Below are 24,691 nucleotides of genomic sequence, written 5' to 3' on the forward strand. Positions count from 1 at the left end.
ATAGCCACCCGATACGACCGAATCCCGCAAAACTATCTCGCTAGCCTATGCCTCGCCGCTCTCAGCTTCTGGTGCTGAATGTCGATTCAGCCTAGTCCCGTCCGAGAAATTTTCGAGAAGGGCGCGCTTATACGTCGTGCCGACGTGCGCTCAGTGTAGTAACTGGGCGATCGCTATGGCGATCTTTCATTTCAGCGTGCAGGTCATCGGGCGCACTGCGGGCCGCAGCGCGGGCGAGCGCCTGCACGACGAGCGGCTCGACCGCGACCATGACTTTCGCGCCCGCTCGGGTGTCGAGCATAGCGAAATCATGTTGCCCGACGGCGCGCCCGAACGCTTCTCGGATCGCGAAGCATTGTGGAACGAAGTCGAGGCCGTCGAGGTGCGCAAGGACGCGCAGCTCGCGCGCGAAGTCGAGTTCGCCATTCCGCGCGAGATGACGAAGGAACATGGCATCGAGTTAGCCCGCGACTTCGTGCAATCCGAGTTCGTCGATCGCGGCATGATCGCCGACCTCAATGTACATCGAGATATCGGCGCGGACGGGCTGGCGAAGCCGCACGCACATGTGATGCTCACCATGCGCGAGGTGGGCGAAGACGGCTTCGGGGCGAAAGTGCGCGAATGGAACGAACATGCGAATGTCGGCCAGTGGCGCGAACGCTGGGAGGCCCACGTCAACGCGCGGCTGGCCGAACTCGACATTGATGCCCGCATCGATCATCGCTCGCTGGAAGCGCAAGGCATCGCGCTTGAGCCGCAGGACAAGATCGGTGGCCCGGCGCAGCGCATGGAGCGCGAGGGACAGCTTGCCGATCGCGCCGAAATCCACCGCGAGATCGCACGCGAGAATGGCGAGCGGATCATCGCCGATCCCGGCATTGCGCTCGACGCCATTACGCACAGCCAAGCGACGTTCACGAACCGCGATCTTGCCATGTTCGCGCATCGGCACAGCGACGGGCGCGAACAGTATGACGCCGTGCTCGGCGCGGTGCGATCGTCGCCCGACCTGATCGCGCTCGGCAAGGACGGGCGCGGCGAGGATCGCTTTACCAGCCGCGAGATGATCGAGACCGAACAGCGGTTGCAGCGCGCATCGGAATCGATGGCGGAGCGTGATCGGCATCGCGTGTCGGACGCCGACCGGAAAGGCGCGCTGGCGCACGCGGCGGAACGGGGGCTGGACCTGTCCGGCGAGCAGCGCGCCGCGTTCGACCATGTGACCGACAAGCAGGGTCTCAGCGTCGTTGTCGGCTACGCCGGGACCGGCAAGAGCGCGATGCTCGGCGTCGCACGCGAGGCGTGGGAGGATGCCGGGTTCCGTGTACGCGGTGCCGCGCTCTCGGGCATCGCCGAGGGTCTGGAGAACGGCTCGGGCATCGCGTCGCGCACCATCGCCAGCTTCGAACATGGCTGGGCGCAAGGGCGTGACCTGCTCACCTCGCGCGATGTGCTCGTCATCGACGAGGCGGGCATGGTCGGCACGCGCCAGATGGAGCGCGTGTTCTCCCATGCCGCCGACGCGGGCGCCAAGGTCGTGCTGGTGGGCGATCCGCAGCAGTTGCAGGCGATCCAGGCCGGTGCGGCATTCCGCGCAATCAACGAACGGCATGGCGGGGTCGAGATTACGGAGGTGCGCCGCCAGCACATCGACTGGCAGCGCGACGCCACCCGGCAGCTTGCGACCGGCAGGACCGGCGAGGCGATCCATGCGTATCGCGATCATGGCTTGATCCACGCGGCCGAGACGCGCGAAGCGGCGCGGAGCGAGCTTGTCGAGCGCTGGGACCGCGAGCGCATCGCCGCGCCCGATCAATCGCGCATCATCCTCACCCACACCAATGACGAGGTGCGCGAGTTGAACGAGGCGGCGCGCGACCGGATGCGCGCATCGGGCGAGCTTGGGGACGATGTGCGCGTCAAAGTCGAGCGCGGCGAGCGGGATTTTTCGTCCAGCGACCGCATCATGTTCCTGCGCAATGAGCGCAGCCTGGAGGTGAAGAACGGCACGCTCGGGACGATCGAGCGCGTCAGCGAAAGCAGCATGGCCGTTCGCACCGACGACGGGCGCAGCGTCGCGTTCGACATCAAAGACTATCGCGACCTCGATCATGGCTATGCCGCCACGATCCACAAGGCGCAGGGCATGACGGTAGACCGTAGCCATGTGCTGGCGACGCCCGGCATGGATCGCCACGGTGCTTATGTCGGCATGTCGCGCCATCGCGAGGGCATCGCGCTGCACTATGGCCGCGACGACTTCAAGGACGATGCCCGCCTTGTCCGCACCCTGTCGCGCGAGCGCACCAAGGACATGGCGAGCGACTACCGCCAAGTCGAGCCAGCCCGCGAGTTCGCCGAGCGGCGCGGCATCGGCTTTGGCGAGCGCATCGCCGAGATCATCCGGCAGATGCCCGAAAAGGCGCGCGGGATCTTCGACGGGTTGCGCCTCTCGCTTCCCGGTCAGGATCGGGGGGCGGTGCCCGCACCGGAGCAGAAGCGGGGCATGTTCGACGGTCTCGACCTTGGCCGCTTCGTATCGCAGCCCGATCCCGCCCGCCAGCGGCAGCGCGAGCATGACCCGCAGCCGATGCGTGCCGGAGGCTTGCGCGGCGCGGTCGAGCGCTATGCCAAGGCGCTCGACGCGATCCACCAGACCCGCGCGCAGGGCATCGCCCCCATGCCCCACCAGCGCGCGGCGCTGGACCGCGCCGGGCAAGCGCTGGACGCGATCCGCCCCGAAGGCATCACCGATTTGAACAGTGCTTCCGGGGCGGCCGGGAGTTGATCCGCGAGGCGGCCGAAGGGCGCGGGCAGGAAGCCGTGCGGGCGATGCAGGCGGAGGCCGAAATCCGTATCGACCCATTCCAGCGCGCCGACCGCTTCGTGGAAGGCTGGCAGCAGTTGCGGCAGCAGCACGCGGAGCTGGTGCGCGATGGCAATTTCCGGGGCGCGAAAACCACCGCGCAGCACATGGCCGACATGGCGAAGAGCCTTGAGCGCGACGCCCAGCTTGAATCGGTGCTCGGCAGGCGCAGCCGCGAACTCGGCCTCGAGATCAGCCGTGACATCGGCCGCAGCCTGTCGCGCGACCTCGCGAACTCCATCCCCTTCGATCATGGCCGCGACCTCAGCCGCGGCATGGAACGCTAGACCAAGGAGAATAGCAAATGGACCAACATTCCCTGCCCAACGAGCCGGAACCGCCGACCACGGCGACGGAGGCGTTCGCGCGCCTGGCAGCGCGCGTGGAGGCGATGGATGCGCGATTTGACGGGCGCTTGGCAGTGATCGCCCGCGCACTCGAACATATCGCCGTCGAAAAGCAGAGCATCGAGATTCCCGACTACAACCCGACGCTCGGCAAGATCAACGCCAACATGGCCGAGTTCGCTAAGCACATGAAAGCGGTCGAGCAATCGGAAGCGCTACGGATCACGCCGGAGAGCATGGCCGGGCGGATCGCGGCGGCGGCGGAAGCGGCGCGCGAGGCCGACAGGATCGCCGTCAAGGAAGAGCGGGAGCGAAACCGTCAGGCCATCGCCGCCATGAACCGGGCGACCGGCACGCTTCGCGCGAACGACGAGCGGCGGCGTCATTTGCTCTATGCCATCGGCGGCGCGATCCTCGCCGTATCCCTCCTGTGGTTGATCTATCCGGGATGGGCGGCGAGCATCGGCCCGCAAAGCCGGCAATGGCCCGAACGGGTCGCGCGCCGCACGATGGGCGAGCCGACCTTATGGGATGCGGGCATACGTCTCATGCAAGCCGGGAACCCGGAAGGCTGGCAGGCCATCGTTGACGCTGCCGACATGCGGCAGGCTAACCGCGAGACGATCGCTGCGTGTGAAAGGGCCGCCGCCAAAGCCAAGGAACCGGTGCGATGCACGATTAGGATAGGGCCGTTAGCGCCTTGAGCGGATCGCTTGGCGATAGGCCGCGAAGTAGACCGGCTGCTACGGAGCTTTGCCGCGTGGCTCTTCGCTTTCGTGCGACCAATCTTATTCGGCCTCCGCAATTGCTGCCCGTCGCAAGCATTGCCTGTTGCCGGATTGATGGACATCGAGATAAGTTCATCAGGCTATCCCAGCTTCATAAGCAGATAGCACCGAGAAAACGGAGAACCGATTAACATCGATTGACGGGGCCAGATTGGCCTACGTGTTGCTGCAACTATAGGCATTTCGTCATGGAAATGGCTTCTGGGCAGCCAAGAGGGAAACATCTGAAATCTGTGTTGGGCACATGCAAGTCCATTCCTCCCAATTGCACGAGCATTTGGAACCTGCTAGCGATTCCATCCGTTGGGGGCCACACATACAAAAAATGGGTCCTGTCCTCCAAACTCAGAGCGGATTTTCTGGAGGATTGCGTTGCTTGGACCCCTTAGCTTTGTCGTCTCGACAATTCGAATCGATTTCGTGACGGAAACAGAACAGCAAAAATGAATTCCAATCCGCTTGGGGGAAGCGGGGACGGCGGAGGCGTGCATCGCACGTCTGGTCCGGATGCGGCTCTTGCCTCCTTTGTCCTGCTGGCGAAGTTCCTGGGGGTTCCGGCTGATCCCGCACAGATCGCGCATGATCATGGCGGGCCGCAGGATGGCTATGGCCTGGAAGATCTGGCGCGGATTTCGAAGCGGCTGAAGATTGTCGCCAGGATCAAGTCCGCCAGCTTGGCTGATCTCCACAAGCTACCGCTGCCCGGGCTGGCCGAACTGCGCGACGGCCAGATCGTCATTCTGTTGAAGATCGACCAGCAGGAAGAGGGCCTGCGGGTCCTCATCCAGCGCGGCGACGGCGAGCGGCCGGAAGTGTGGACCGGCGAGGAGATGGACGGCCGCTTTACCGGACGCCTGCTCTTGATGACCACGCGCGAGCAGATGGCGGGGGTGTCGCGACCCTTCGACATCAGCTGGTTCATCCCGGCGCTCGTCAAATATCGCGGGCCCTTGCGCGATGTACTGATCGGTTCCTTCTTCTTGCAACTCATGGGTCTGGTATCGCCCATCTTCTTTCAGCTCATCATCGACAAGGTGCTGGTGCATCAGTCGATGACCACGCTGGATGTGTTGGCGATCGGCCTCGCGACCGTCCTCCTGATCGAGACCCTGCTGTCGGCGCTGCGTAACTGGCTGTTCGCGCATACCACCAACCGGGTGGACAGCGAGCTCTCCTCGCGCATGTTCCGGCATCTGCTCAACCTGCCGCTCTCCTATTTCGAGGCGCGGCGGGTCGGCGACAGTGTGGCGCGGGTGCGCGAGCTGGAACGCATCCGCGAGTTTCTCACATCCAATGCCGTGACCGTGGTGATCGATCTCTTCTTCACTATCGTCTTCTTCATCGTCATGTATCTTTACAGCCCGATGCTGACGCTGATTGTGTCTCTGTCGATTCCCATCTATGCCGCGATCTCGATCGTCATCACGCCCGCCTTGCGCGCGCGGCTCGACGAGAAGTTCAAGCGTGGGGCGGAGAACCAGGCGTTCCTGGTGGAAAGCGTCACCGGCATCGGTACGCTTAAAGCCATGGCGGTCGAACCGCAGATGCGTTCCAAATGGGAAAAGCAGTTTGCAGGCTATACCAATACCGGTTTTGCCGTAGCGACGCTTGCCAATTGGGGCAGCCACCTCATTCAGATCGTCTCCAAGCTGACGACGGTCGCCATTCTCTATTTCGGGGCGAAGGCCGTGATCTCAGGCGACTTGAGCGTCGGATCGCTGGTGGCTTTCAATATGCTGTCCGGCCGCGTGGCGCAGCCGATATTGCGCTTGTCGCAGCTCTGGCAGGACTTCCAGCAGGTCCGCATCTCGGTCGACCGTCTGGGCGACGTCCTCAACACGCCCGCCGAGCCCGAGCATAATCCTAATCGCGCCAGCCTGCCGCCGATCCGGGGCAAGGTCGAGTTCGACAAGGTTCGCTTCCGCTACCGCCCCGATGCGCCCGAGGCGCTCCGCGGCGTCAGCCTCGCCATCGAGGCAGGCGAGATGCTGGGGATTGTGGGGCCCTCGGGTTCGGGCAAGTCGACCCTCACCAAGCTGGTCCAGCGCCTCTATGTGCCCGAACAGGGCCGGGTGCTGGTTGACGGCACCGACCTGGCGCTGGTCGATCCCGCCTGGCTACGGCGGCAGATCGGCGTGGTGCTGCAGGAGAATATCCTCTTCAACCGCTCGGTCCGTGAGAATATCGCGCTCGCCGATCCGACGCTTCCCATGGAGCGGGTGATGGCGGCGGCCAGCCTTGCTGGCGCCCATGAGTTCATCCTCGAGCTGCCGCACGGCTATGACACCATCATCGACGAGCGCGGCGGCAACCTGTCGGGCGGCCAGCGCCAGCGCATGGCCATTGCCCGCGCCCTTATCGGCAATCCCCGCATCCTGATCCTTGACGAGGCGACCAGTGCGCTGGATGCAGAAAGCGAGGAGATCATCCAGACCAACCTGCGCCGCATCGCGCAGGGCCGCACCGTCATCATCATCGCCCACCGCCTCTCAGCCGTCAGGCAATGCCACCGCATCGTCACCGTAGAAGGTGGCGCGATCACTGAGATCGGCAATCATGACAGCCTGCTCAAGGCCGGTGGGCGCTATGCCCAACTCTATGCCAAGCAGATGGGACAGGCGGCATGAGAGCCTGGGCCGCGGCACGCCTGCCTACCGTCGCGCATCATTGGCGGGTGCTGCGCATCAGTTGGAGGATGCAGGATGAGGCGGAGAAAACCAAGCGTCCCATCTCCGATCATGAGTTCCTGCCCGCAGCACTCGAGATCATGGAAAAACCGCCAAGCCCTGGCTTGCGCTGGCTGCTGCTGATCCTCTGCACCCTTTTCACTATCACGATCCTCTGGTCTGTGATCGGCAAGGTCGATGTCGTCGCGGTGGCGAGCGGCAAGATCATTCCGTCAGCCAATGTGAAGATCATCCAGCCCATTGAGATCGGTTCGGTCCGTGCCATCCATGTCCGGAACGGCCAGCATGTGACAAAGGGCCAATTGCTGGTCGCACTCGATCCGACGCTTGCGGGAGCCGATGAGGCTCAGGCAGGGCAGCAGCTGCTCTCCGCCAATATCGTCAAGGCGAGGAACGATGCACTGCTCCGCTATCTGGCAGGCGGCCCTGCGCACTTGAGCGCACCTGCCGGAACTCCCGAGGCTATCGCTCACACCCAGGCGCAATTTGTCCGCATATCCATCGCTGAATATGAGGCGCAGCGCGCCAGCCTTGTCCAGCAGCGCGCCCAGCAGGCGGCCGAACTTGCCTCCGCACAAGCCGAGATCGCCAAGCTCAAGATGACCCTGCCGCTGGTCGACCGCCAGCTCGAAGCGCGCAAGGAGCTGTCCGACAAGGGCTACTTCTCCAAACTGAAGATGATGGAATATGAGCAGCTGCGCCTCGAGCATATCCAGAATATCGCAGTCCAGCAGGCCGCCGCCGCCAAAGCGCGTGCCGCGATCGGCGCGCTCGATGCCGAGATCGCCAAGCTCCGCCAAGGCTTTGCCAAAGGCGCGGTGACGGAGCTGTCAGAAGCGACCGACAAATCCGCGCTCGCCGCCGAGGAACTGCGCAAATCCAAGCGCCGTCGCCAGTTCCAGGAACTCCGCGCCCCTGTCAGCGGCACTGTGCAACAGCTGGCCGTCACGACGATCGGCGGCGTCGTCCAGCCCGCCCAGCCGCTGATGGTCATCGTGCCCGACGGATCGGACGTCGAGGTCGAGGTGCATATCCTCAACAAGGATATCGGCTTCGTCCGCGAAGGACAGACGGTCAGGGTCAAGCTCGAAGCTTATCCCTTCACGGACTATGGCCTGATCGAAGGCACAGTCGAGACAATCAGCCGCGACGCCATCGATCAAAGCCAGCAGGGCGCGCTGCGCGATGAGAAGAACCGTCCCGTTCAGCCGGGTCTTGTCTATGCCGCGCGAATCCGCTTGCATCAGAGGACCATCAAGGTCGCAGGCAAGGACCAGCCCATCGGCCCAGGCCTCGCCGTTCAGGCCGAAATCAAGACCGGCAAGCGGCGGATCATCCAGTATCTGCTCTCCCCCTTTGCACAGGCCCTCGATGAGGCAGGTAGAGAGCGTTAACGAGTAATATACATGCAACATTTTGGTCGATTTATCCGAATCGGATAGATGAAATATTTTAGTTTCTGCAAGAAACGGTCATATCCGAAGATCGCTCTCAAAATCCGGCGGAAGTGACCGAAAAATTTCAGCCTTTCGTTTCTCGGTGGTGTTGACCTCAGAAGACGAGTTGGTAATGTGGGAAGGTCAGTCGAGATGAAATCAATCTCGGCTTGGCAATCGGGGCACTCTGAACATAATAATTCGGGCGCCAGTTTTCCCCTGCATGCCGCTACGGCAACGCGCGTATTTTGGACAGTCTGTCCATAGGGGGAAATTTGTGGTGAATAAGAGTCCAGCAGATTCCACAGTGGAAGAATCTCGGGCAAATGGTGCTTTGTCGGTTGAGATGCCTGTTGCGCCTAGCACCGAACAGCGGCCGATCGATCCGGAGATTGTGGCGAAGGTTTCGGCCCTTCGTGCGAAGCTGCAAGCCAGCGTTGGCGAGGTGGTCCTCGCGATAATGAATCTGCCACGCTATCGTAACCAGACCCTGTCCGATATAACACATCTCGTGCTTGAGCCGATGATGGCCGACCGCATCGCAATCGCCAAGGCGGTCGGCGAAGGCAAGGTTGCGGAGACGGCCGGTATCGCCATCTGGGCGAGTGTATCGGATGAGGTCGATGTCAAGATCCGCGAACAGGTAAAGGCCGGGGTATTCCCCATCCGCGTCAGGCCGGAGGACTGGGCGAGCGGCGACACTGCCTGGCTCCTCGACGTGATCGCACCTAGCCAGAAAGTGGCAACCGCGGTGCTCGCGAATTTCAGCCAAGTGGTGAAGGATAAGCCGGTACGAGTCCATCCCATTGTCACGCGCCTTGTCGATCCTGTCGTGCTGGAGAAGATGAGGCGGAAAATAGAGGGTGGTGTAGAGGATGGGGCTCGGGATGCCTGAGATTCGGCATGCCGCGACGCGATATTCGATACAGCCCATCATATCCTTTTACTGCACTTTGCAGTCTGAAATTGGCCATCTGCGGAGATGATAAAATGAATCGAGATTTGTTTTCTCCATTTCCTGCGATGGCATATAACCGTAGTTGCGCCCGAGAAGCATTCGCCCCGGACAGCGATATCTGGAATGGATGGACACTCGGTGGCGGGTTTGCCGAAGCAAGCCAGGGCAGCCTTGCTCTTCAATTCTATGAGGCAGTCGCTGGGCAGGAAGCCACTGCTGGCGGAAATACCGACATAATTACAACCGGGCACTCCCTAGGTGGAGGTCTTGCGGGATTTGTGGGTGCGCTCTCTGGTGGAGAGGCTGTCGTTTTTGATCACATGCCGTTCCTTGTCGCGGCGGTTAACGATAACGATTTTGCGGATGTGGCAGCGTGAAACCGCGCCTCCTCTGTAGTTTGTTCGCTACCGGCATGGTCGTGCTCGGACTTACGGGATGCGCCGAGATGTTTCCCGAAACCTATCATTTCCGCATGACGGTTGAGATCGACACGCCCGAGGGGCTTCGCACCGGATCGAGCGTCTACGAGGTCCGGGCCAACAACAAGACGGCCCTGCTGCCTGAAGAGGCCAAGCGCGCCTGGGGCGTGAAGGGCGAAGCCGTTGCCGTTGATCTTCCTGGCGGCCGGACCATGTTCGCGCTGCTCAAGACCGGGGCGATACACGGTGACCTTGCCGGATTGTCAATGACGGCGCTGGACCCCGCCTTCAAGAATGACGTGGTCGAAAGTGCCGCTCGAATATCCGCACGGCAGAATATCCGGCAATCAGCCGAAGTCCGACCCGAAGATTATCCCATGCTGGTGACGTTTCGCAACATGGCAGACCCGACGAGTGTCGCGCGCGTTGACCCGGTCAACCTCGCCCCCAGCTTTGGTGCAGGTTATCGGCTAAAACGCATCACCGTGGCAGTTACCGATGAGGATGTGACGACTGGGATCGAGAAACGGCTGGGGTGGCTCGCCCAGCAACGCGGCGCTCTCATGAAGGTTGCGGTTAGAGATTATCCGCCTGTGGGAACCGCACTTCCATTTGCCACTTCGATTACCGAAACAGACTTCCAAAAAGGACAGTAAATTATGGACAGAAATCTGTTCTTGGCCATCTTGGCAATGGACTCTTACAATCGTGGTTATGGCGTGGGAATTAAAGACCTAGACGTTAATCTCAATGTAACAAAAATTGGAAATGCGACGATAAGAACTGATAGTGTTACCGAAATCGGTGCATCTGCAGAATCGACCGGTTTCTATGCGCTCGCCTATGACATGACCGGCGTGGAGGGTTTCTCCGCAGGAGATACGGTCATCGCCTATCGTGGCACGGATGCCAACTTCGCAGCCTCCGATCGCAACGGAGGACTTCAGTGAATGTCACCAAGCGGACGGCGCCAGCCGTCCTCGCGGTGTGGGCGCTAGCGATGCTTTCCGGCTGCGAACTTTTCTATCCCAGTGAAACCATCCGATACCGAATGACGGTGACGGTTGATACGCCTGACGGTCCGCGCACCGGATCGAGCGTCGTGGAATCGACCATCAAGGCAGGAACGCGCTTCGGCGACGCGAGTGGGATCCAATTTCGCCTTAGGGGCGAAGCCGTCGCGGTGCCCTTGCCCAACGGCAGGGTACTTTTTGCGCTGTTGCGACCAGAGGAGAGCGGCGACGCTGCCTTCTACCACGCCAGGCTGATGGAGCGCGCCGCCTGTGGCGAGGGTCAACCAACAGTTCAGCCGAATCCAGCGCTGTGCGGGAGTGCGCAGTGGACAACTTTCCGGCCATGGGCGCGCGAACAGGAGCTGTCGGCCGAGATCGGGGCATCGATCTATCCCATGCTGGTGACGTTCCGCGATTTGGCTGATCCGACGAGTGTCGCGCGCGTTGACCCGGTCAACCTCGCCGCCAGCTTTGGTGTGGGATACCGGCTCAAGCGGATCACTGTGCAGATGACCGGTGAGAACATGACCACGGGAATTGAGAAAAGGTTGGGGTGGTTGGGGCAGCACCCTGAACCAAGTCTCAATCCGGATCATGGCCAGAGAGATTTTAGCTTGCCTGCAACATTACACCATGGCGACTTTCGTCAAGGAGAATATTGATGAATCCAGATCTGTTCTTGGCTATCCTTGCTATGGATTCCTATAACCGTGGATACGGGCAAGGAGTTATCTTGCAGCCGGGCGATTCAACTACGGATCAGGAAGAAGCTGGGCGTCAGATTGGAAATGCGACAATCCTCAACATCGACTTACCGCCAGGGTCAGTCAGTGCCGGCTTCTATGCAATCGCGTATGATATGACGGGCGTGAGCGGCTTTTCGGCAGGCGAGACGGTCATCGCTTACCGGGGAACCGACAATCCCGGTCTTTTTGCCCCGGACAGCGATATCTGGAATGGATGGACACTCGGTGGCGGGTTTGCCGAAGCAAGCCAGGGCAGCCTTGCTCTTCAATTCTATGAGGCAGTCGCTGGGCAGGAAGCCACTGCTGGCGGAAATACCGACATAATTACAACCGGGCACTCCCTAGGTGGAGGTCTTGCGGGATTTGTGGGTGCGCTCTCTGGTGGAGAGGCTGTCGTTTTTGATCACATGCCGTTCCTTGTCGCGACAGTGGCGCAATTCTGGTCGACCTATCAACAGAAACTCGAAGAACAAAATCTTCCGCTGGATACTGAGCCCACTGACTCGGTTCTGGCCATGTTGGGTATAGCAAAGCCCAACATCGGCAAGATCGACGGCTATTATCTGGAAGGCGAAATCAATCGCCTCCTGCGAAATGGCACCATCGCCATGACGCTGGGTGGGGTCGGAAGCATCCTGCCGATCCTCGGCGCCGCCATTTCCTATCTCGGGGGCTGGATCGCAGGCGGCCAGATCGCCGAGACTGCAACACTTGGCGACCGGATCGAGGAAATCACCACTTTCGACTGGTCGGCTTTGGCTGATCCCCTGCAGGGGGCGGCACGACATAGTATGTCAACTTTGGTGATCAGCCAGTACGCGCAGATCGAGGAAGCGGCGAATTCGGAGTTCGCGTACTGGCGTGCACAGGGGCTGTCAGAGCACATCTATTCCGCGTTGTACGATAACAATCTTGCTTCATCGAGCGGGGCTACGGGGGCAGTATTCGCTGGAGGCTCACAATCTGCCCATGATTATGCGGGGATTGTCCGGACGGCACTCGCATATTCTGCCATTGATGAAGGAACTCTGGTCTTCGGTGATACAGGTATCCGCGCCCTTTTCGAGGATGCTGGCGATCTGGGCAAAGCGCTGGATGCCGACAACGCATCCTCGAGCATCGCCGCGTCCGCCTCATCTATAGTTGACATATTCGTCCAGTACGCTGCCAAGCTCGCGCTTGGGAAGGTCGAACAGGCCAGTGATTCCGCTGCGATAGCGGGCATCGTCACGAACAATGACGACATCCTTACCGTCGATTTCTCCGATGCCCTGTGGGACAAAGGCGCCGAGCACACCAGCATCGTCGGCCGCGAAACGCTGATCAATCGGGCACTCTCCCGTCTGTCGATCGACATTGACCCGCTCGCGCCCGAAGTCGTCAAGATCCGTTCCGATCTCGAAGCCGGCCTGCGTTGGTTCGCCGATAACAATAATATTGCAGCCGCGACCCACGCCGAGTTGATCGATCGCGTGGCCTTCCAGATTTCCAATGGCGATTTCACCGGTGCCGTCCCCGATCGCCCGCAGGGCGCATCGTCGGATCGTCTGTCCCTCTTCGTCGCCGGCGACGGCGCGGACATGATCACCGGCTCATCTGAGAATGATTTCATTCATGGTGGCGGGGGCAACGACACCCTGATCGGCGGCGCTGGCGACGATGTCCTGGCAGGTGGCGCGGGGGACGATATTTTCATTGGCGGCGCTGGGCGCGATTTTTTCGCAGGCGGCGCGGGCACCGACACGATAGACCTCCAGCTTGGCGCCTCTACGCAGGGCGCCGTGCTTCAGCTTTCTGCGGTCGATGCCGCGAATGATACAGAGCGGTCGACCTTCGAACTCACCTTCGGCACCGATACAGATCGCGCGGTCGATATCGAGCGCATCGCTCTGACCGGCTTCTCCGACACCGTGCGTGTCGAATATCTTGGCGCCCCAAGCGGCCCCAGCTCTCCCATGGGTGCCCTGAATGTCGATTTCGGCGCAGCGCCGCAGGCGCAGAACGTCGATATGCTCGACTTCTCCAATGCAGGCCTCGCAAACGGCACGAGCACGTTCTTCGGCCTGTTGTCGGCTGATGCCGGCGTCCGCGTCGATCTGCGTGACGCTTCAAACCAGACCGTAAGCTACTATTACGACTGGGGCCTTGCGCATACGACAGGCACGGAGGTGCGCCTGCGGGCAAGCAATGCCAATTCCGTCACCGGCACGGCTTACGACGACTATCTCATCGGTAATGGCGGCAAACGTGTCGACGGCGAAGGCTATTCCACCCTCATCGGCGGTGGCGGTGATGACACGTTCCAGGCCGCCGGCTGGGAAACCCACATGTACGGCGGTGAGGGCAAGGACCATTTCAAGGTCGGCGCCAACACCTTCATAGAAGATGGCGATACCCAGGACAGCATCAGCTATGGTGGCGTCACTATCTTCGGCGGCGCCAAGCAGTGGTGGATGGAAGGCAATACCGCCTATTGGGCGCCCTTCAGCACCGTCATGAGCGGTTTCCCGGTCATCGGGTCGCAGATTCTCACCGCCGCCGCCTTCTTCGTCGACGTGGCGACAATGAAATTCGCCAGCTTCCAGCGTTCCGCCGACGGCTATCTGGTCATGAACCTGGGCTGGGGTCATGGCGGCACCGCTGCGATCAAGGACTATAATCTAGATCTCGACAGCGGCGTAGGCACCGCCGGCGTCACCGTCTTCCAGCACGAATGGGCCGAGGATTTCTCGTTCGAGAACCTCAGGCAATATGTGAACCTCGCCCTGAAGGCCGGGTTCGGCGTCGGCCTCTACGGCTTCGATCCGCTTGTACTCGATCTCGACGGTGACGGCTACGAACTCACCACTGAGGGCAACAGCCGCACCTATTTCGAATTCGACAATGACGGCTTCGGTGAACGCACCGGATGGGTGCGGCCTGACGACGGCCTGCTCGCCATCGATCTCAATGCCAACGGCAAGATCGACGGCATCGCCGAGCTGTTCGGCAATCAGACGACGTCGGGCTTCGCAATGCTCGGCGCATATGACGCCAATCTCGACGGCGTCATCAATGCCGCAGATGCGATCTATGCCGACCTCACAGTCTGGCGCGACAGCAATCAGGATGGCGTGTCCGACACAGGCGAGCTCCACACCCTTGCCGATCTGGGTATCGTCTCCATTTCCCTATCCAGCGCCGCCCCCGCCCAGCCAACCGCTGTTGCCAGCAACCAGATCGCGCGCACGGGTAGCTTCACTCGCTCCGATGGCTCAACGGGCGGCATCGCCGATGTCGCCTTCACGATCAGTGAAACCGCCACTCGCTGGCTTGGGGACAACACGGTCAGCTCCGCCGCCGCCGCCCTTCCCGAACTGCGCGGTTTCGGCGAAGTGAAAAATCTGCGCGTGGCGATGACTGGCGATGCGACGCTTGAGAGCATGGTGGCAGCCTTCGTGGCGCTCACGACCAACGACCTCGCTGTGCTCAATGCGGATGCCGAAGCCATCCTATACCGTTGGGCCGGCGTCGATGCTGCGGCCGCGACCGAGATCGGGTCGAACGGCTTTGATGCGCGCAAGCTCGCCTTCCTCGAAAAATATAGCGGCTACGAGATCATGCCGCGCGATGGTAGCGGCGTCATTCAGACCACCAACTTGGCGCAAGCCGAAGCGCTTTGGGCAGACCAGGTGCAGCGGCTCACCCTGCGCTTGGTGGTGCAGGGTCCCCTCGCCGACACGTTCGAGGGTATCTCCTACCGGACCGACATCGACCTTCTGGTGGCCGATACGCCGACGGCCCTCGCCGATCTCTACAGCGAACTTCTCGCCGGCCTTCCGAGCGACCCTGTCGATGCTCTCGCCCAATGGGAAAGCTGGGCCCCGCTCCTGGCAGCGATGGCGGATGGCATGCGCCGGACGGACGCCAATCTCGTCCGTGCCGACTTCATCGCCGCGCAGTTACTGCACGCCATGGACGGTGTCACACAGCCCCTTGATTATTCCGCACTCGCCGGGGCTCTGGGCATAGCCAATCTGCGGGTCGGAACGACCGGCGCAGAATCGCTTTCGCGTGGTAGCGCCAGCGGTACGGCCATCTACCTCTCAGGCGGCGGCAACGATACGCTCGACGGCGGCTCTGGCCAGGACGTCTATGTCTTCGGCCGCGACATCGGTGCCGTGACCATCGACGACGAGGAAGCCAAGGCTGCAGGCGACCGTATCCGCTTCGCGTTCCTCAACCCCGACGATGTCCGCCTCACGCGTGACGGCAACGACCTCCTCATCACGGTCATCACCACGCAGGAAACCGTTCGCGTCCTCGGCCAGTTCGCGCCGGTCACGCCGCTGGCCTCCGACGTTCTGCTCTCCAGCAACAAGGGCATCGAGGACATCCAGTTCGCCGACGGGACCGTCTTCGAAATGCCGCAGATCATGACAGCCGTCGGCACCGGCACTGACGGCGACGATCATATGATCGGAACCATGCATTCCGATGTTCTCATAGGTGGCTTGGGCAATGACGGCCTCGAAGGCGGCGACGACGCCGATCTTTACGTCATCCATGCCGGGGACGGGCAGGACGTCATCCGCGATGCGCAGACGACCCCACTCCTGCGGGCAGCCGACATGCTCATTTTCGGGGACGGTATCGCGCCGGAAGATTTGGCATTCTCGCGAGCAGGATCTGGGGGAGACGACCTGCTCGTCACGATCGGAAGCAGTGGCCAATCCGTGCTGATCGACGGCCAGTTCGCCTATTCGGTGCTGGGTTACAACGACAAGCTCGCGCTCAACAGCCGGATCGAGGTCTTCGGATTCAGCGACTATGGTGACAACTGGTCGAACAAGGAGATCCAGCAGCTGCTCATCGCCCAGGCATCCACCGGCGGCGATGACGAAATCCTCGGCTTCGGCGACGACGACATCTTCTATGCCAGTGCCGGCAATGACCTCATGATCGGCCTTGATGGCGCTGATCGCTATCATTGGGGCCTGGGAAGCGGCAACGACATCATCGACGAGCGAGGCCGCTTCGTGGATGTCAAGGTGGGCCTCGGAGGCCTTAGCCTGGTCGATGAAGCCGACACCATCGTCTTCGGCCCGGGCCTCACTCTCGACCATGTCACCTTCTCGCGCTCGTCCGCCGATCCGCACCTGCTCATCACCGTGAATGCGACCGGCGAGACGCTCACCGTGCACAACCAGTTCGACGGCTTCCAGACAGGGCCGCTGGGCGCACAGTGGCTCGATCGGGTCGAGTGGTTCGAATTCTCGGGCGGCACAAAGCTCAACTGGCAACAGGTGCTTCGCAAGGTCACGACCGGCGGCGATGGCGACGACAGCCTCTGGGGCGATCTCTACGCAGACCGCATGGATGGCGGCACTGGCAATGACTATCTCTCGGGTGGCGGCTATGGCGACACCTATATCTTCAATCTCAGCTATGGCCACGACACGCTGGCCGACAACAATACGTCTATCCTCGGCTCCGGCTTCGTGACCGTTGATACCAGTCCCGATATTCTCAGGTTCGGGGCGGGCATCGAAATGAGCGACATCAGCTTCGAGCGCAGCGGGAAGGATCTCACGCTTGTCGTGGGAACAAGTGGCGACAAGGTAACCCTCAAGGGGCAGGATTCCTATATCCATACCGGTGTCTTCGGCGCGATCTCCTACAACCGAATTGAGGAGATTCATTTCGACGACCAGACGATCTGGACCTGGGAGGATCTGAACCGCGCCGTGATCGCTGCGGCCACCACCTCCGGCGATGATTTGGTGCAGGGCTTCATGATGTCGGACCGCCTGCTGGCCAGCGCCGGCAATGATATCCTCATGGGCGGTGACAGCGGAGACATCTATGAGTTCGGCGAAGGCTCCGGTCATGACATCATCCGGGAAGGCGTCTCTAACGTCCTCTATGGCGATTCCGATATCGTGGAGTTCGGTTCGACCGTGCTGCCGGAAGACATCCTCCTCACGCGCGACGGTGAAGATCTGATCATCACGCTTGCGGGAACGGGCGATTCGCTCACGATCGAAAACCAGTTCACCTATTCGGCCTGGTACACATGGCAGGATATCGAGCTTTTCCGCTTCGCCAACAGCATCGAATGGTCGAAATCCAACATTCAGGTCATGCTACTTACCGCGACAGCTGGCGATGATCATCTCATCGGCTTCCACAGCGGCGATGTCCTTGATGGCGGGGCCGGCAACGATATCCTCGAAGGCGGCAACGGCTCCGACACCTACCATTTCGGTCGCAGCTATGGTCACGACATCATCCGCGAGACAGTGACCAACACCAATCTCGCCGATAACGACAGGTTGATCTTCGGCTCCGATATTCTCCCCGAGGACGTAAGCTTCCTGCGGGACGGCGATGATCTCATCATCACAATTACCGATACCTCCGAGACAGTGCGCATCGAAGGGCAGTTCAGCTTCAGCAACTGGTTCGCTTGGTGGGACGTCGAACGCTTCGAATTCGCCAATGGCACAGTGCTCACCGATCGCCAGGTAGCAGCGATGTTGCTTGGCGGCACCTCCGGTGACGACCATCTGATCGGCACCTTCCGCTCTGACGTGCTGGACGGTGGCGCCGGCAACGACATCCTCGAAGGCGGCGATGGCGCCGACCGCTACATCTTTGGGCGTGGCTACGGCCATGACGAGATCCGCGAATCGTTGACCAACGCCAATCTCTCAGAAGATGACGAGCTTCAATTTCTGCCCGGTATCGTCCTCGAGGATCTCGCCTTCACACGCCAAGGCAACGACCTGACGATCACAATTCTCGACACCGGCGACACGCTGAAAATCAAGGGCCAGTTCAGTTTCAGCAACTGGTACACATGGTGGGACATCGACAGCTTCCGCTTCGATGACGGCACCATGCTGAGTGCTTGGGACGTCCAGCAAATCCTGTTGACCGCGACCGCCGGGGACGATCATCTGATCGGCTTCATGACTGGCGATATTTTCGACGGTGGTGCCGGAAACGACATTCTGGAAGGCCGCGACGGAGCGGACATCTACATCTTCGGCAGGGGATATGGGCAGGATGAGATTCGGGAATCGCTCAGTAACGCCAATCTTTCGGAAAACGATGCCGTGCATTTCCTCCCCGGCGTCAGTTGGGAGGATCTGACGCTCGCCCGAAGCGGCAACGACCTGATCATCAGTATTGCCGGCACTATCGATACGCTTACGATCCGCGGCGAGTTCAACACCTCGGGGAGCGAAATCCTGACCTATACCTGGCAGGACGTCGAGCGGTTCGTCTTCGATGATGGAACGATCAAGACTAAGGCCGACGTTCAGGCCGTATTGCTCCGCGGCACCGCAGGCGACGATCATCTGATCGGCTTCTACACCAGTGATGTCTTCTATGGCGGGGCCGGCAACGACCTGCTTGAGGGCGGACGTGGCGGGGATACCTATGTCCATAATCTTGGCGATGGCCACGATGTCGTATCCGACTATGTCAACTATTACGGCAGCGCCGGAGATCGCATCCTCTTCGGTGCAGGAATCACGCCTACAGACGTCAAGGTCACTCGGTCGGAGACCAACACGAGCGACATGATCCTCGTCGTCAACGATGGAGAAAGTTCCGTCATCTTGAAGAACCAGATCTATGGCGGCAAGGAATGGCAGATTGACGCCGTCGAATTTGCGGAGGGAACGATCTGGCTCCCGGCAGAACTAGCCAATCGGGTTGTCCAAGGGCAGGCAACCGATGGCGATGACGTCATCGCAGGGACATCAAACGCCGACATTCTTTACGGAGGAGCCGGGAATGACGTCATCAACGCGGCCGCAGGAGCCGATGAACTCTACGGCGGATTGGGTGACGACACACTGAATGGCGGAACGGGCAGCGACCGGCTCGAAGGTGGCCTAGGCAATGACATCCTGCGAGGACAGGACAACAACGATATCTACGTCTACGCGCTCGGTGATGGTGACGACATCATCGATGAGTGGCACGAATATTATGGTTCCTATGACATTCTGGAATTTGGCCCGGGCATCTCGGCCAGCGACCTGGTCTTCACGCAATCAGGTAACGCCTATGTCGTCACCTTCACCAATGCTGCAGGATCGCTGACCCTCTACAACCAGCGTACCGGTGGCCGGTCTGGTGGACGTGAGGGCGGAATCAACGAGTTCCGGTTCGATGACGGCACGGTGTGGACCCGGGCCATGATCGACGCGACCTATCTCGATCAGCAGGTGACGGACGGGGATGACATCATCTATGGCAGCGTTCGCAACGACATAGTCGTGGGCGGGCTCGGCAACGACACGCTGTACGGCGACGCGGGCAACGACCGGATGATTGGCGGGCTCGGCAACGACATCCTGCGCGGCGGCAACGACAACGACGTCTATATCTATGCCTTGGGCGATGGTGACGACATCATCGATGAGTGGCACGAATATTATGGTTCCTATGACATTCTGGAATTTGGCCCGGGCATCTCGGCCAGCGACCTGGTCTTCACGCAATCAGGTAACGCCTATGTCGTCACCTTCACCAATGCTGCAGGATCGCTGACCCTCTACAACCAGCGTACCGGTGGCCGGTCTGGTGGACGTGAGGGCGGAATCAACGAGTTCCGGTTCGATGACGGCACGGTGTGGACCCGGGCCATGATCGACGCGACCTATCTCGATCAGCAGGTGACGGACGGGGATGACATCATCTATGGCAGCGTTCGCAACGACATAGTCGTGGGCGGTCTCGGCAACGACACACTGAAAGCCGACGGCGGCGATGACCAACTGATCGGTGGACTCGGTGACGATCTGCTCGAAGGCAGCGATGGCAACGATACCTACATCTACAACCTCGGCGACGGACATGACACGATCGCGGACTATGTGAACTATTATGGCAGTGATGGGGACCATCTCGTTTTCGGCGAGGGGATTAGCGCCGCAGCGGTCATAGTCACGCGCTCGCCTATGGCATCAAGCGATATGGTGCTCAGCTTCGTCGGAGAGCAAGGTTCCGTAACGCTGAAAAACCAAATCTATGGTGGACGTGAATGGACGCTCGATACGGTCGAGTTCCAAGACGGAACTGTCTGGAACAAATGGGATCTCGCAGCCCGCATGATCGACGGCATTGCCACCGAGGACGACGACACCATAGACGCGACCAGTCTCGGAGATAGCATTAACGGCAAAGATGGAAACGACCTCATCCGGGGCCACGGCGGCAACGATGCGCTGATTGGCGGCGCCGGCAATGATCGGCTCGAAGGAGGCGACGGTACCGATACCTATGTCTACAATCCCGGCGACGGCCACGATCACATATATGAATATGTCTATTACTATGGAAGTTCGGACTATCTGGTATTTGGTGAGGGTATCACGCCCTCCGATATCCGCCTGAAGGCCTATGAAGGTGATCTGTCCGACATGGTCGTCACCTTCGCCTCTGCTTCCGGCTCGATCCGGATCGACAATCAGATCCTCGGCAGCCGGGAATGGGGCATCGACGAAATCCGCTTCGCCGACGGCACCGTGTGGTCTGCAGCAACAATGCTGGCTGAATATCTGGCCAATCAGGCAACCGATGGCGATGATTTCATCGGCGGCAACAATGCGGCGAACATACTGAGCGGCAGCACCGGAAATGACACTATCAAAGGGATCGGCGGCAACGACGAACTCTATGGTGAGGACGGCGACGACATCCTCGATGGCGGTGACGGCAACGACAGCCTTTACGGCGGCAACGGCGACGACACCTATCTGCCCGGCAACGGCATCGACTTTATCGACGGCGGAGCCGGCTCTGACACAGTGAACATCGCCAACCTCACCAATGCCGTAACCGTCGATCTGCGCTTCACTGCTGCCAACGCCAATCTCGGGTCCGGTGGAACAGAAACCTGGATCAATGTGGAGAACGTCCTTTCGGGGTCCGGTGCAGACAAGCTCTACGGCAACGACCTTGCAAATCTGCTCAATGCGGGTGCAGGCAACGATATCGTGGAAGGCCATGACGGTGACGATGTCATCGTCAGCGGAACTGGAGATGATGCGCTCGACGGCGGAGCCGGGAACGACAGCTTTCTGTTCGGCGTTTCAGGCGATGGTTATGATCACATCATCGGCGGCGAAGGCTACGATACAGTGCGTGCAACGGCCGACAACGCCTGGCTCGGTCTACGGAGTCTCTCCGGCGTTGAAGAGATCACCGCAGATGGGTTTGCGGGCGTCGTAGTTCGCGGAACCGCGGTTGCCGACACGCTCGATTTCTCTGGCGTCACGATAACAGGAATTGCGCGGATGGAAGGACAGGCCGGAAATGACATCCTGATAGGCTCAGCCGGGGCCGATACGATCGTTGGCGGCACAGGTGATGATACGTCGGATGGTGGTGACGGGGATGACGAGTTTCTCGTTGGTGGAACCGGCGATGGTTATGACATCATCAATGGCGGCATCGGTCATGACACGATCCGCGCAACCGCGAACGGCACCTGGATCGGACTGAAGAACCTGTCCTCCATCGAGGGAGTGGCCGCCGATGGGTTTGCAGACGTGAACATCCGAGCAAGTAGCGCAGGTGATACACTCGATTTCTCGGGCACCCTTTTGTCGGGCATCGGCAGAATCGATGCGGGGTCTGGTAACGACGTTCTCATCGGTTCCGCTGGTGACGACCACCTGCTGGGCGGTGGAGGCAATGACATTGTCGCAGGCGGCCTCGGCAATGACATAATCGATGGTGGTGCGGACACTGATACCGTCGACTACCGCGCGCGCAGCGAAGCCTGGACAATCAACCTCGCGGCAGTCGCCAATCATGCTCAAGCAGGTACCGAGATCGACACACTCATCGCGATCGAGAACGTCATCGGCGGTAGCGGCAACGACATCATCACCGGCAACAGCGGGGTGAACGTCCTGTCCGGTTCCGGCGGCAACGATATGATTACCAGTGGCGCCGGCGATGATACGCTGATTGGTGGGGATGGTGACGATACCTTCCTCTTCGGTGCCAGCGACGGCTACGACCAGATCGAAGGCGGTGAAGGCCATGACACAATCCTGGCAACCGCAACTAATGCCTGGATCGGCCTGCGGCCAATGTCCGGCATCGAGGCGATCAGTTCTAATGGCTTTGCGGGCGTGACAGCCCGGGGGACGACGGGAAATGATATTCTGGACTTCTCAGGCGTCACGCTGACCGGGATCACGAGCATCAATCTCCAGAACGGCAACGACACCGTCGTTGGGTCTGCAGGTGACGATCGCATCGATGGCGGCGGGGGAACGGACACGATCGACTATAGCGCCCGTAGCGAGGCCTGGACGATCAACTTGGCCGGCTCGTCCAATAACGCCCAGTCCGCGACCGAGACTGACACGCTTATCGCCTTCGAGAACGCCGTAGCCGGATCTGGCGATGATGTCATCGACGGCACCAGTGGCGCCAACCAGCTCGCGGGGGGCGCTGGCAACGACGTGCTGAACGGCGCCGCCGGCAACGATAACTTGCTCGGTGGATTTGGCGATGATCGCCTGACCGGTGGAACTGGGAATGACACGGTCGATGGAGGCGACGGCACCGATATTGCAGTCTTCGCTGGCGTCTCCAACACCTATACGGTTTCGACCGCCAACGGTAATATCCAGGTCGTCGACAATGCTACCACGCAGGACGGCAATGACGGAACGGATTCCGTCATCGGGATCGAGATCTTGGAGTTCAAGGGGGGGGAGCAGATTGGACTTTCCGCACCAATCCTGCTCGACCTTGATGGTAACGGCGTCCGCACTCTTTCCTTATCCCAAAGCGCCGCCTCTTTCGATTTTGACGGCGACGGCAAACGAGAGCGCACGAGTTGGTTCGCATCTGGTGATGGCATGCTGTTCCTCGACCGTGATGGCGACGGAACGGTGAGCAATGCCGGAGAGTTCAGCTTTATCAACGACGTCACGGGTGCTCGATCAGACCTCGAGGGCCTGAGAGCCTTCGACAGCAACGGCGATGGTCTCTTGTCGGCCGCTGACGACCGTTTTGCAGAGTTTCGGGTTTGGGGTGACAATGGGAACGGTACTGCCCAAACATCGGAGATCCTGACTCTGGAAGCCGCGGGCATCATGTCCATTTCTCTCTTCGGCATCGCCGTTGAAACGGTAACCAGCCTGGACGATGTCATAAAGCTAAACACCGGCAACTATGTCCGGGCCGACGGGACGACGGGGGAACTTCTCGACGTAGCCCTCACTTATCAGATGAATGGTCCTGCCATCTCGAGTGAAGCCATCTTGCCCGTTCGGGTAAGAACTGACACCCTTCAAGCCCGACGGGAACTGTTGCGCGATTGGCGCGAACTCACGCCGAGAAAGGCGGCCAGCAAGTCCTCAGCGTCACAACAATCAAAAAAATCGATCTCCAACACGACATTGCTCAACCTTATGCGCTCGGGAATTGAGCGTTTCGGGAACGAAGGCACTGAGCCGTTGGCCAAGAAGGCAGGAATTGAAGGGGATGGTAGCGCGCAGGTTCTTGCTCGTATGCGGCAGGATCTGGGTGCCTTTGGCGCTTCCAGCGGCGATCTCGGCTTTCTGGGCAGTCGCAACAGCCACAATCAAGTTCTGGATTTTTACGCCTAAGAATCCTTGTCCATTACGGGAATTGGAAGCTAGCCGGTAATTCGGTGAAAGTCCGCCTCCGTGAGGATTCGCCGGTTGCTTTCGCCGGCCGCTGGATCACGCGGCCGGCGAAAGCAGGGTTTTGGTCACATGTCTGCCCAAATCGCCGCGAGTTTCCCGGCGTCGATCCAAGTAGGCTGCTCGATTATATGTAACCCGAGGGCACTTGCCCGGTTGCCAAGAGGGCTCCGCCATCGGTCGCACAATGTCCTTTCGGCCCATAGGAGCTCAGTGGACAGATGGCATTTGTGATGGTATGACGATTCCACTTCGAACAGATATCGAAGTAAATTCAATACCTTGCCACGGCTACCGGGTGCCCGTAGGGGTCACCAAAATCCTCTCTCAGAAGGTTTGAACCCGCCACGACCCCAACGAAACCCGGCGCGCATAGACGCCGGTTCACCCAGTCGCGCACGATCTGCAACGTCATTCGGATTGTTTGACCTTGAGGAGATATCAACCCGAGATGATGACCTCGCCGCCCTGGATTCGGAAGCGAGCGGAAAGTCCCTGATCCCGTGTCATACGATCGACAAAGTCCACGACGCGGCCAAACCGGCTGTCGTCTGGCGCAAGTATTTCCGGTTCGGAACCGTCGCTGATCCATGCCGGCAAGAATGCGGCCTGCAATATGCCGATGATATCGGGTTTTTCCCCGCTTGACCTGTCCGGCCATCGGACTAGAGATGGCTTTCAACAACGCGCGCAGTTTCAGTCTGGTTGAAATGACGGATGGGCAACGACCGAAATA

Annotated in this window: 10 protein-coding genes and 1 pseudogene; 10 read left to right on the top strand and 1 reads right to left on the bottom strand. The window is 60.3% G+C overall.

The features are described 5' to 3' along the window. Nucleotides 1-175 precede the first annotated feature (175 nt). The 10 genes and pseudogenes from traA (at nt 176) to HNQ99_RS16755 (ending at nt 23,898) form a co-directional block, all read left to right on the top strand. Nucleotides 176-3,156: pseudogene (traA, locus tag HNQ99_RS04215) on the top strand (Ti-type conjugative transfer relaxase TraA). Nucleotides 3,157-3,173: 17 nt separating this feature from the next. Beyond that, the gene (locus tag HNQ99_RS04220; protein ID WP_184474424.1) at nt 3,174-3,920 is read left to right on the top strand and encodes a DUF6118 family protein; all 747 of its coding nucleotides are present in this window, start codon (nt 3,174-3,176) and stop codon (nt 3,918-3,920) included. Nucleotides 3,921-4,447: 527 nt separating this feature from the next. Then, a complete protein-coding gene (locus HNQ99_RS04225; protein WP_184474425.1) occupies nt 4,448-6,631 on the top strand; it encodes a type I secretion system permease/ATPase in 2,184 nt (727 codons plus the stop codon). Then, nucleotides 6,628-8,085: an HlyD family type I secretion periplasmic adaptor subunit gene (locus tag HNQ99_RS04230; RefSeq protein WP_184474426.1), complete on the top strand. Its 1,458-nt coding sequence runs from the start codon at nt 6,628-6,630 to the stop codon at nt 8,083-8,085. Before HNQ99_RS04225 ends, HNQ99_RS04230 begins: the two co-directional genes overlap by 4 nt. Nucleotides 8,086-8,473: 388 nt before the next feature. Further along, nucleotides 8,474-9,022: a toxin-activating lysine-acyltransferase gene (locus tag HNQ99_RS04235; RefSeq protein ID WP_184474427.1), complete on the top strand. Its 549-nt coding sequence runs from the start codon at nt 8,474-8,476 to the stop codon at nt 9,020-9,022. Nucleotides 9,023-9,030: 8 nt separating this feature from the next. After that, complete coding sequence (locus HNQ99_RS04240; protein ID WP_184474428.1) at nt 9,031-9,462, top strand: hypothetical protein; 432 nt, start codon at nt 9,031-9,033, stop codon at nt 9,460-9,462. Beyond that, nucleotides 9,459-10,160, top strand: a complete 702-nt coding sequence (locus HNQ99_RS04245; RefSeq protein WP_184474429.1) for a hypothetical protein — start codon at nt 9,459-9,461, stop codon at nt 10,158-10,160. The genes HNQ99_RS04240 and HNQ99_RS04245 overlap by 4 nt, the downstream gene beginning before the upstream one ends. Nucleotides 10,161-10,163: 3 nt before the next feature. Then, nucleotides 10,164-10,454 (top strand): hypothetical protein, encoded by a 291-nt coding sequence (locus HNQ99_RS04250; protein ID WP_184474430.1) that lies wholly within the window; start codon nt 10,164-10,166, stop codon nt 10,452-10,454. Continuing rightward, nucleotides 10,451-11,179 carry a hypothetical protein gene (locus tag HNQ99_RS04255; RefSeq protein ID WP_184474431.1) on the top strand — a complete coding sequence of 243 codons (729 nt, stop codon included), beginning with the start codon at nt 10,451-10,453 and terminating at the stop codon, nt 11,177-11,179. Before HNQ99_RS04250 ends, HNQ99_RS04255 begins: the two co-directional genes overlap by 4 nt. A gap of 71 nt (nt 11,180-11,250) precedes the next feature. Beyond that, nucleotides 11,251-23,898, top strand: a complete 12,648-nt coding sequence (locus tag HNQ99_RS16755) for a calcium-binding protein (protein ID WP_281376764.1) — start codon at nt 11,251-11,253, stop codon at nt 23,896-23,898. 498 nt (nt 23,899-24,396) lie between these two features. Here the strand turns inward: HNQ99_RS16755 and HNQ99_RS04355 are convergent, their stop codons facing one another. Further along, nucleotides 24,397-24,555, bottom strand: coding sequence for a hypothetical protein (locus HNQ99_RS04355; RefSeq protein WP_184474432.1), 159 nt, complete (start codon nt 24,553-24,555; stop codon nt 24,397-24,399). Between the last annotated feature and the right edge of the window lie 136 nt (nt 24,556-24,691).

It is taken from the genome of Rhizorhapis suberifaciens, from assembly GCF_014200045.1.
Classification (GTDB): domain Bacteria; phylum Pseudomonadota; class Alphaproteobacteria; order Sphingomonadales; family Sphingomonadaceae; genus Rhizorhapis; species Rhizorhapis suberifaciens.

Coding starts and splice junctions, on each gene's coding strand:
- HNQ99_RS04250 (WP_184474430.1), top strand. CDS start 10,164: ATGGACAGAAATCTGTTCTTGGCCATCTTGGCAATGGACTCTTACAAT.
- HNQ99_RS04230 (WP_184474426.1), top strand. CDS start 6,628: ATGAGAGCCTGGGCCGCGGCACGCCTGCCTACCGTCGCGCATCATTGG.
- HNQ99_RS04225 (WP_184474425.1), top strand. CDS start 4,448: ATGAATTCCAATCCGCTTGGGGGAAGCGGGGACGGCGGAGGCGTGCAT.
- HNQ99_RS04220 (WP_184474424.1), top strand. CDS start 3,174: ATGGACCAACATTCCCTGCCCAACGAGCCGGAACCGCCGACCACGGCG.
- HNQ99_RS04240 (WP_184474428.1), top strand. CDS start 9,031: ATGCCGCGACGCGATATTCGATACAGCCCATCATATCCTTTTACTGCA.
- HNQ99_RS04235 (WP_184474427.1), top strand. CDS start 8,474: ATGCCTGTTGCGCCTAGCACCGAACAGCGGCCGATCGATCCGGAGATT.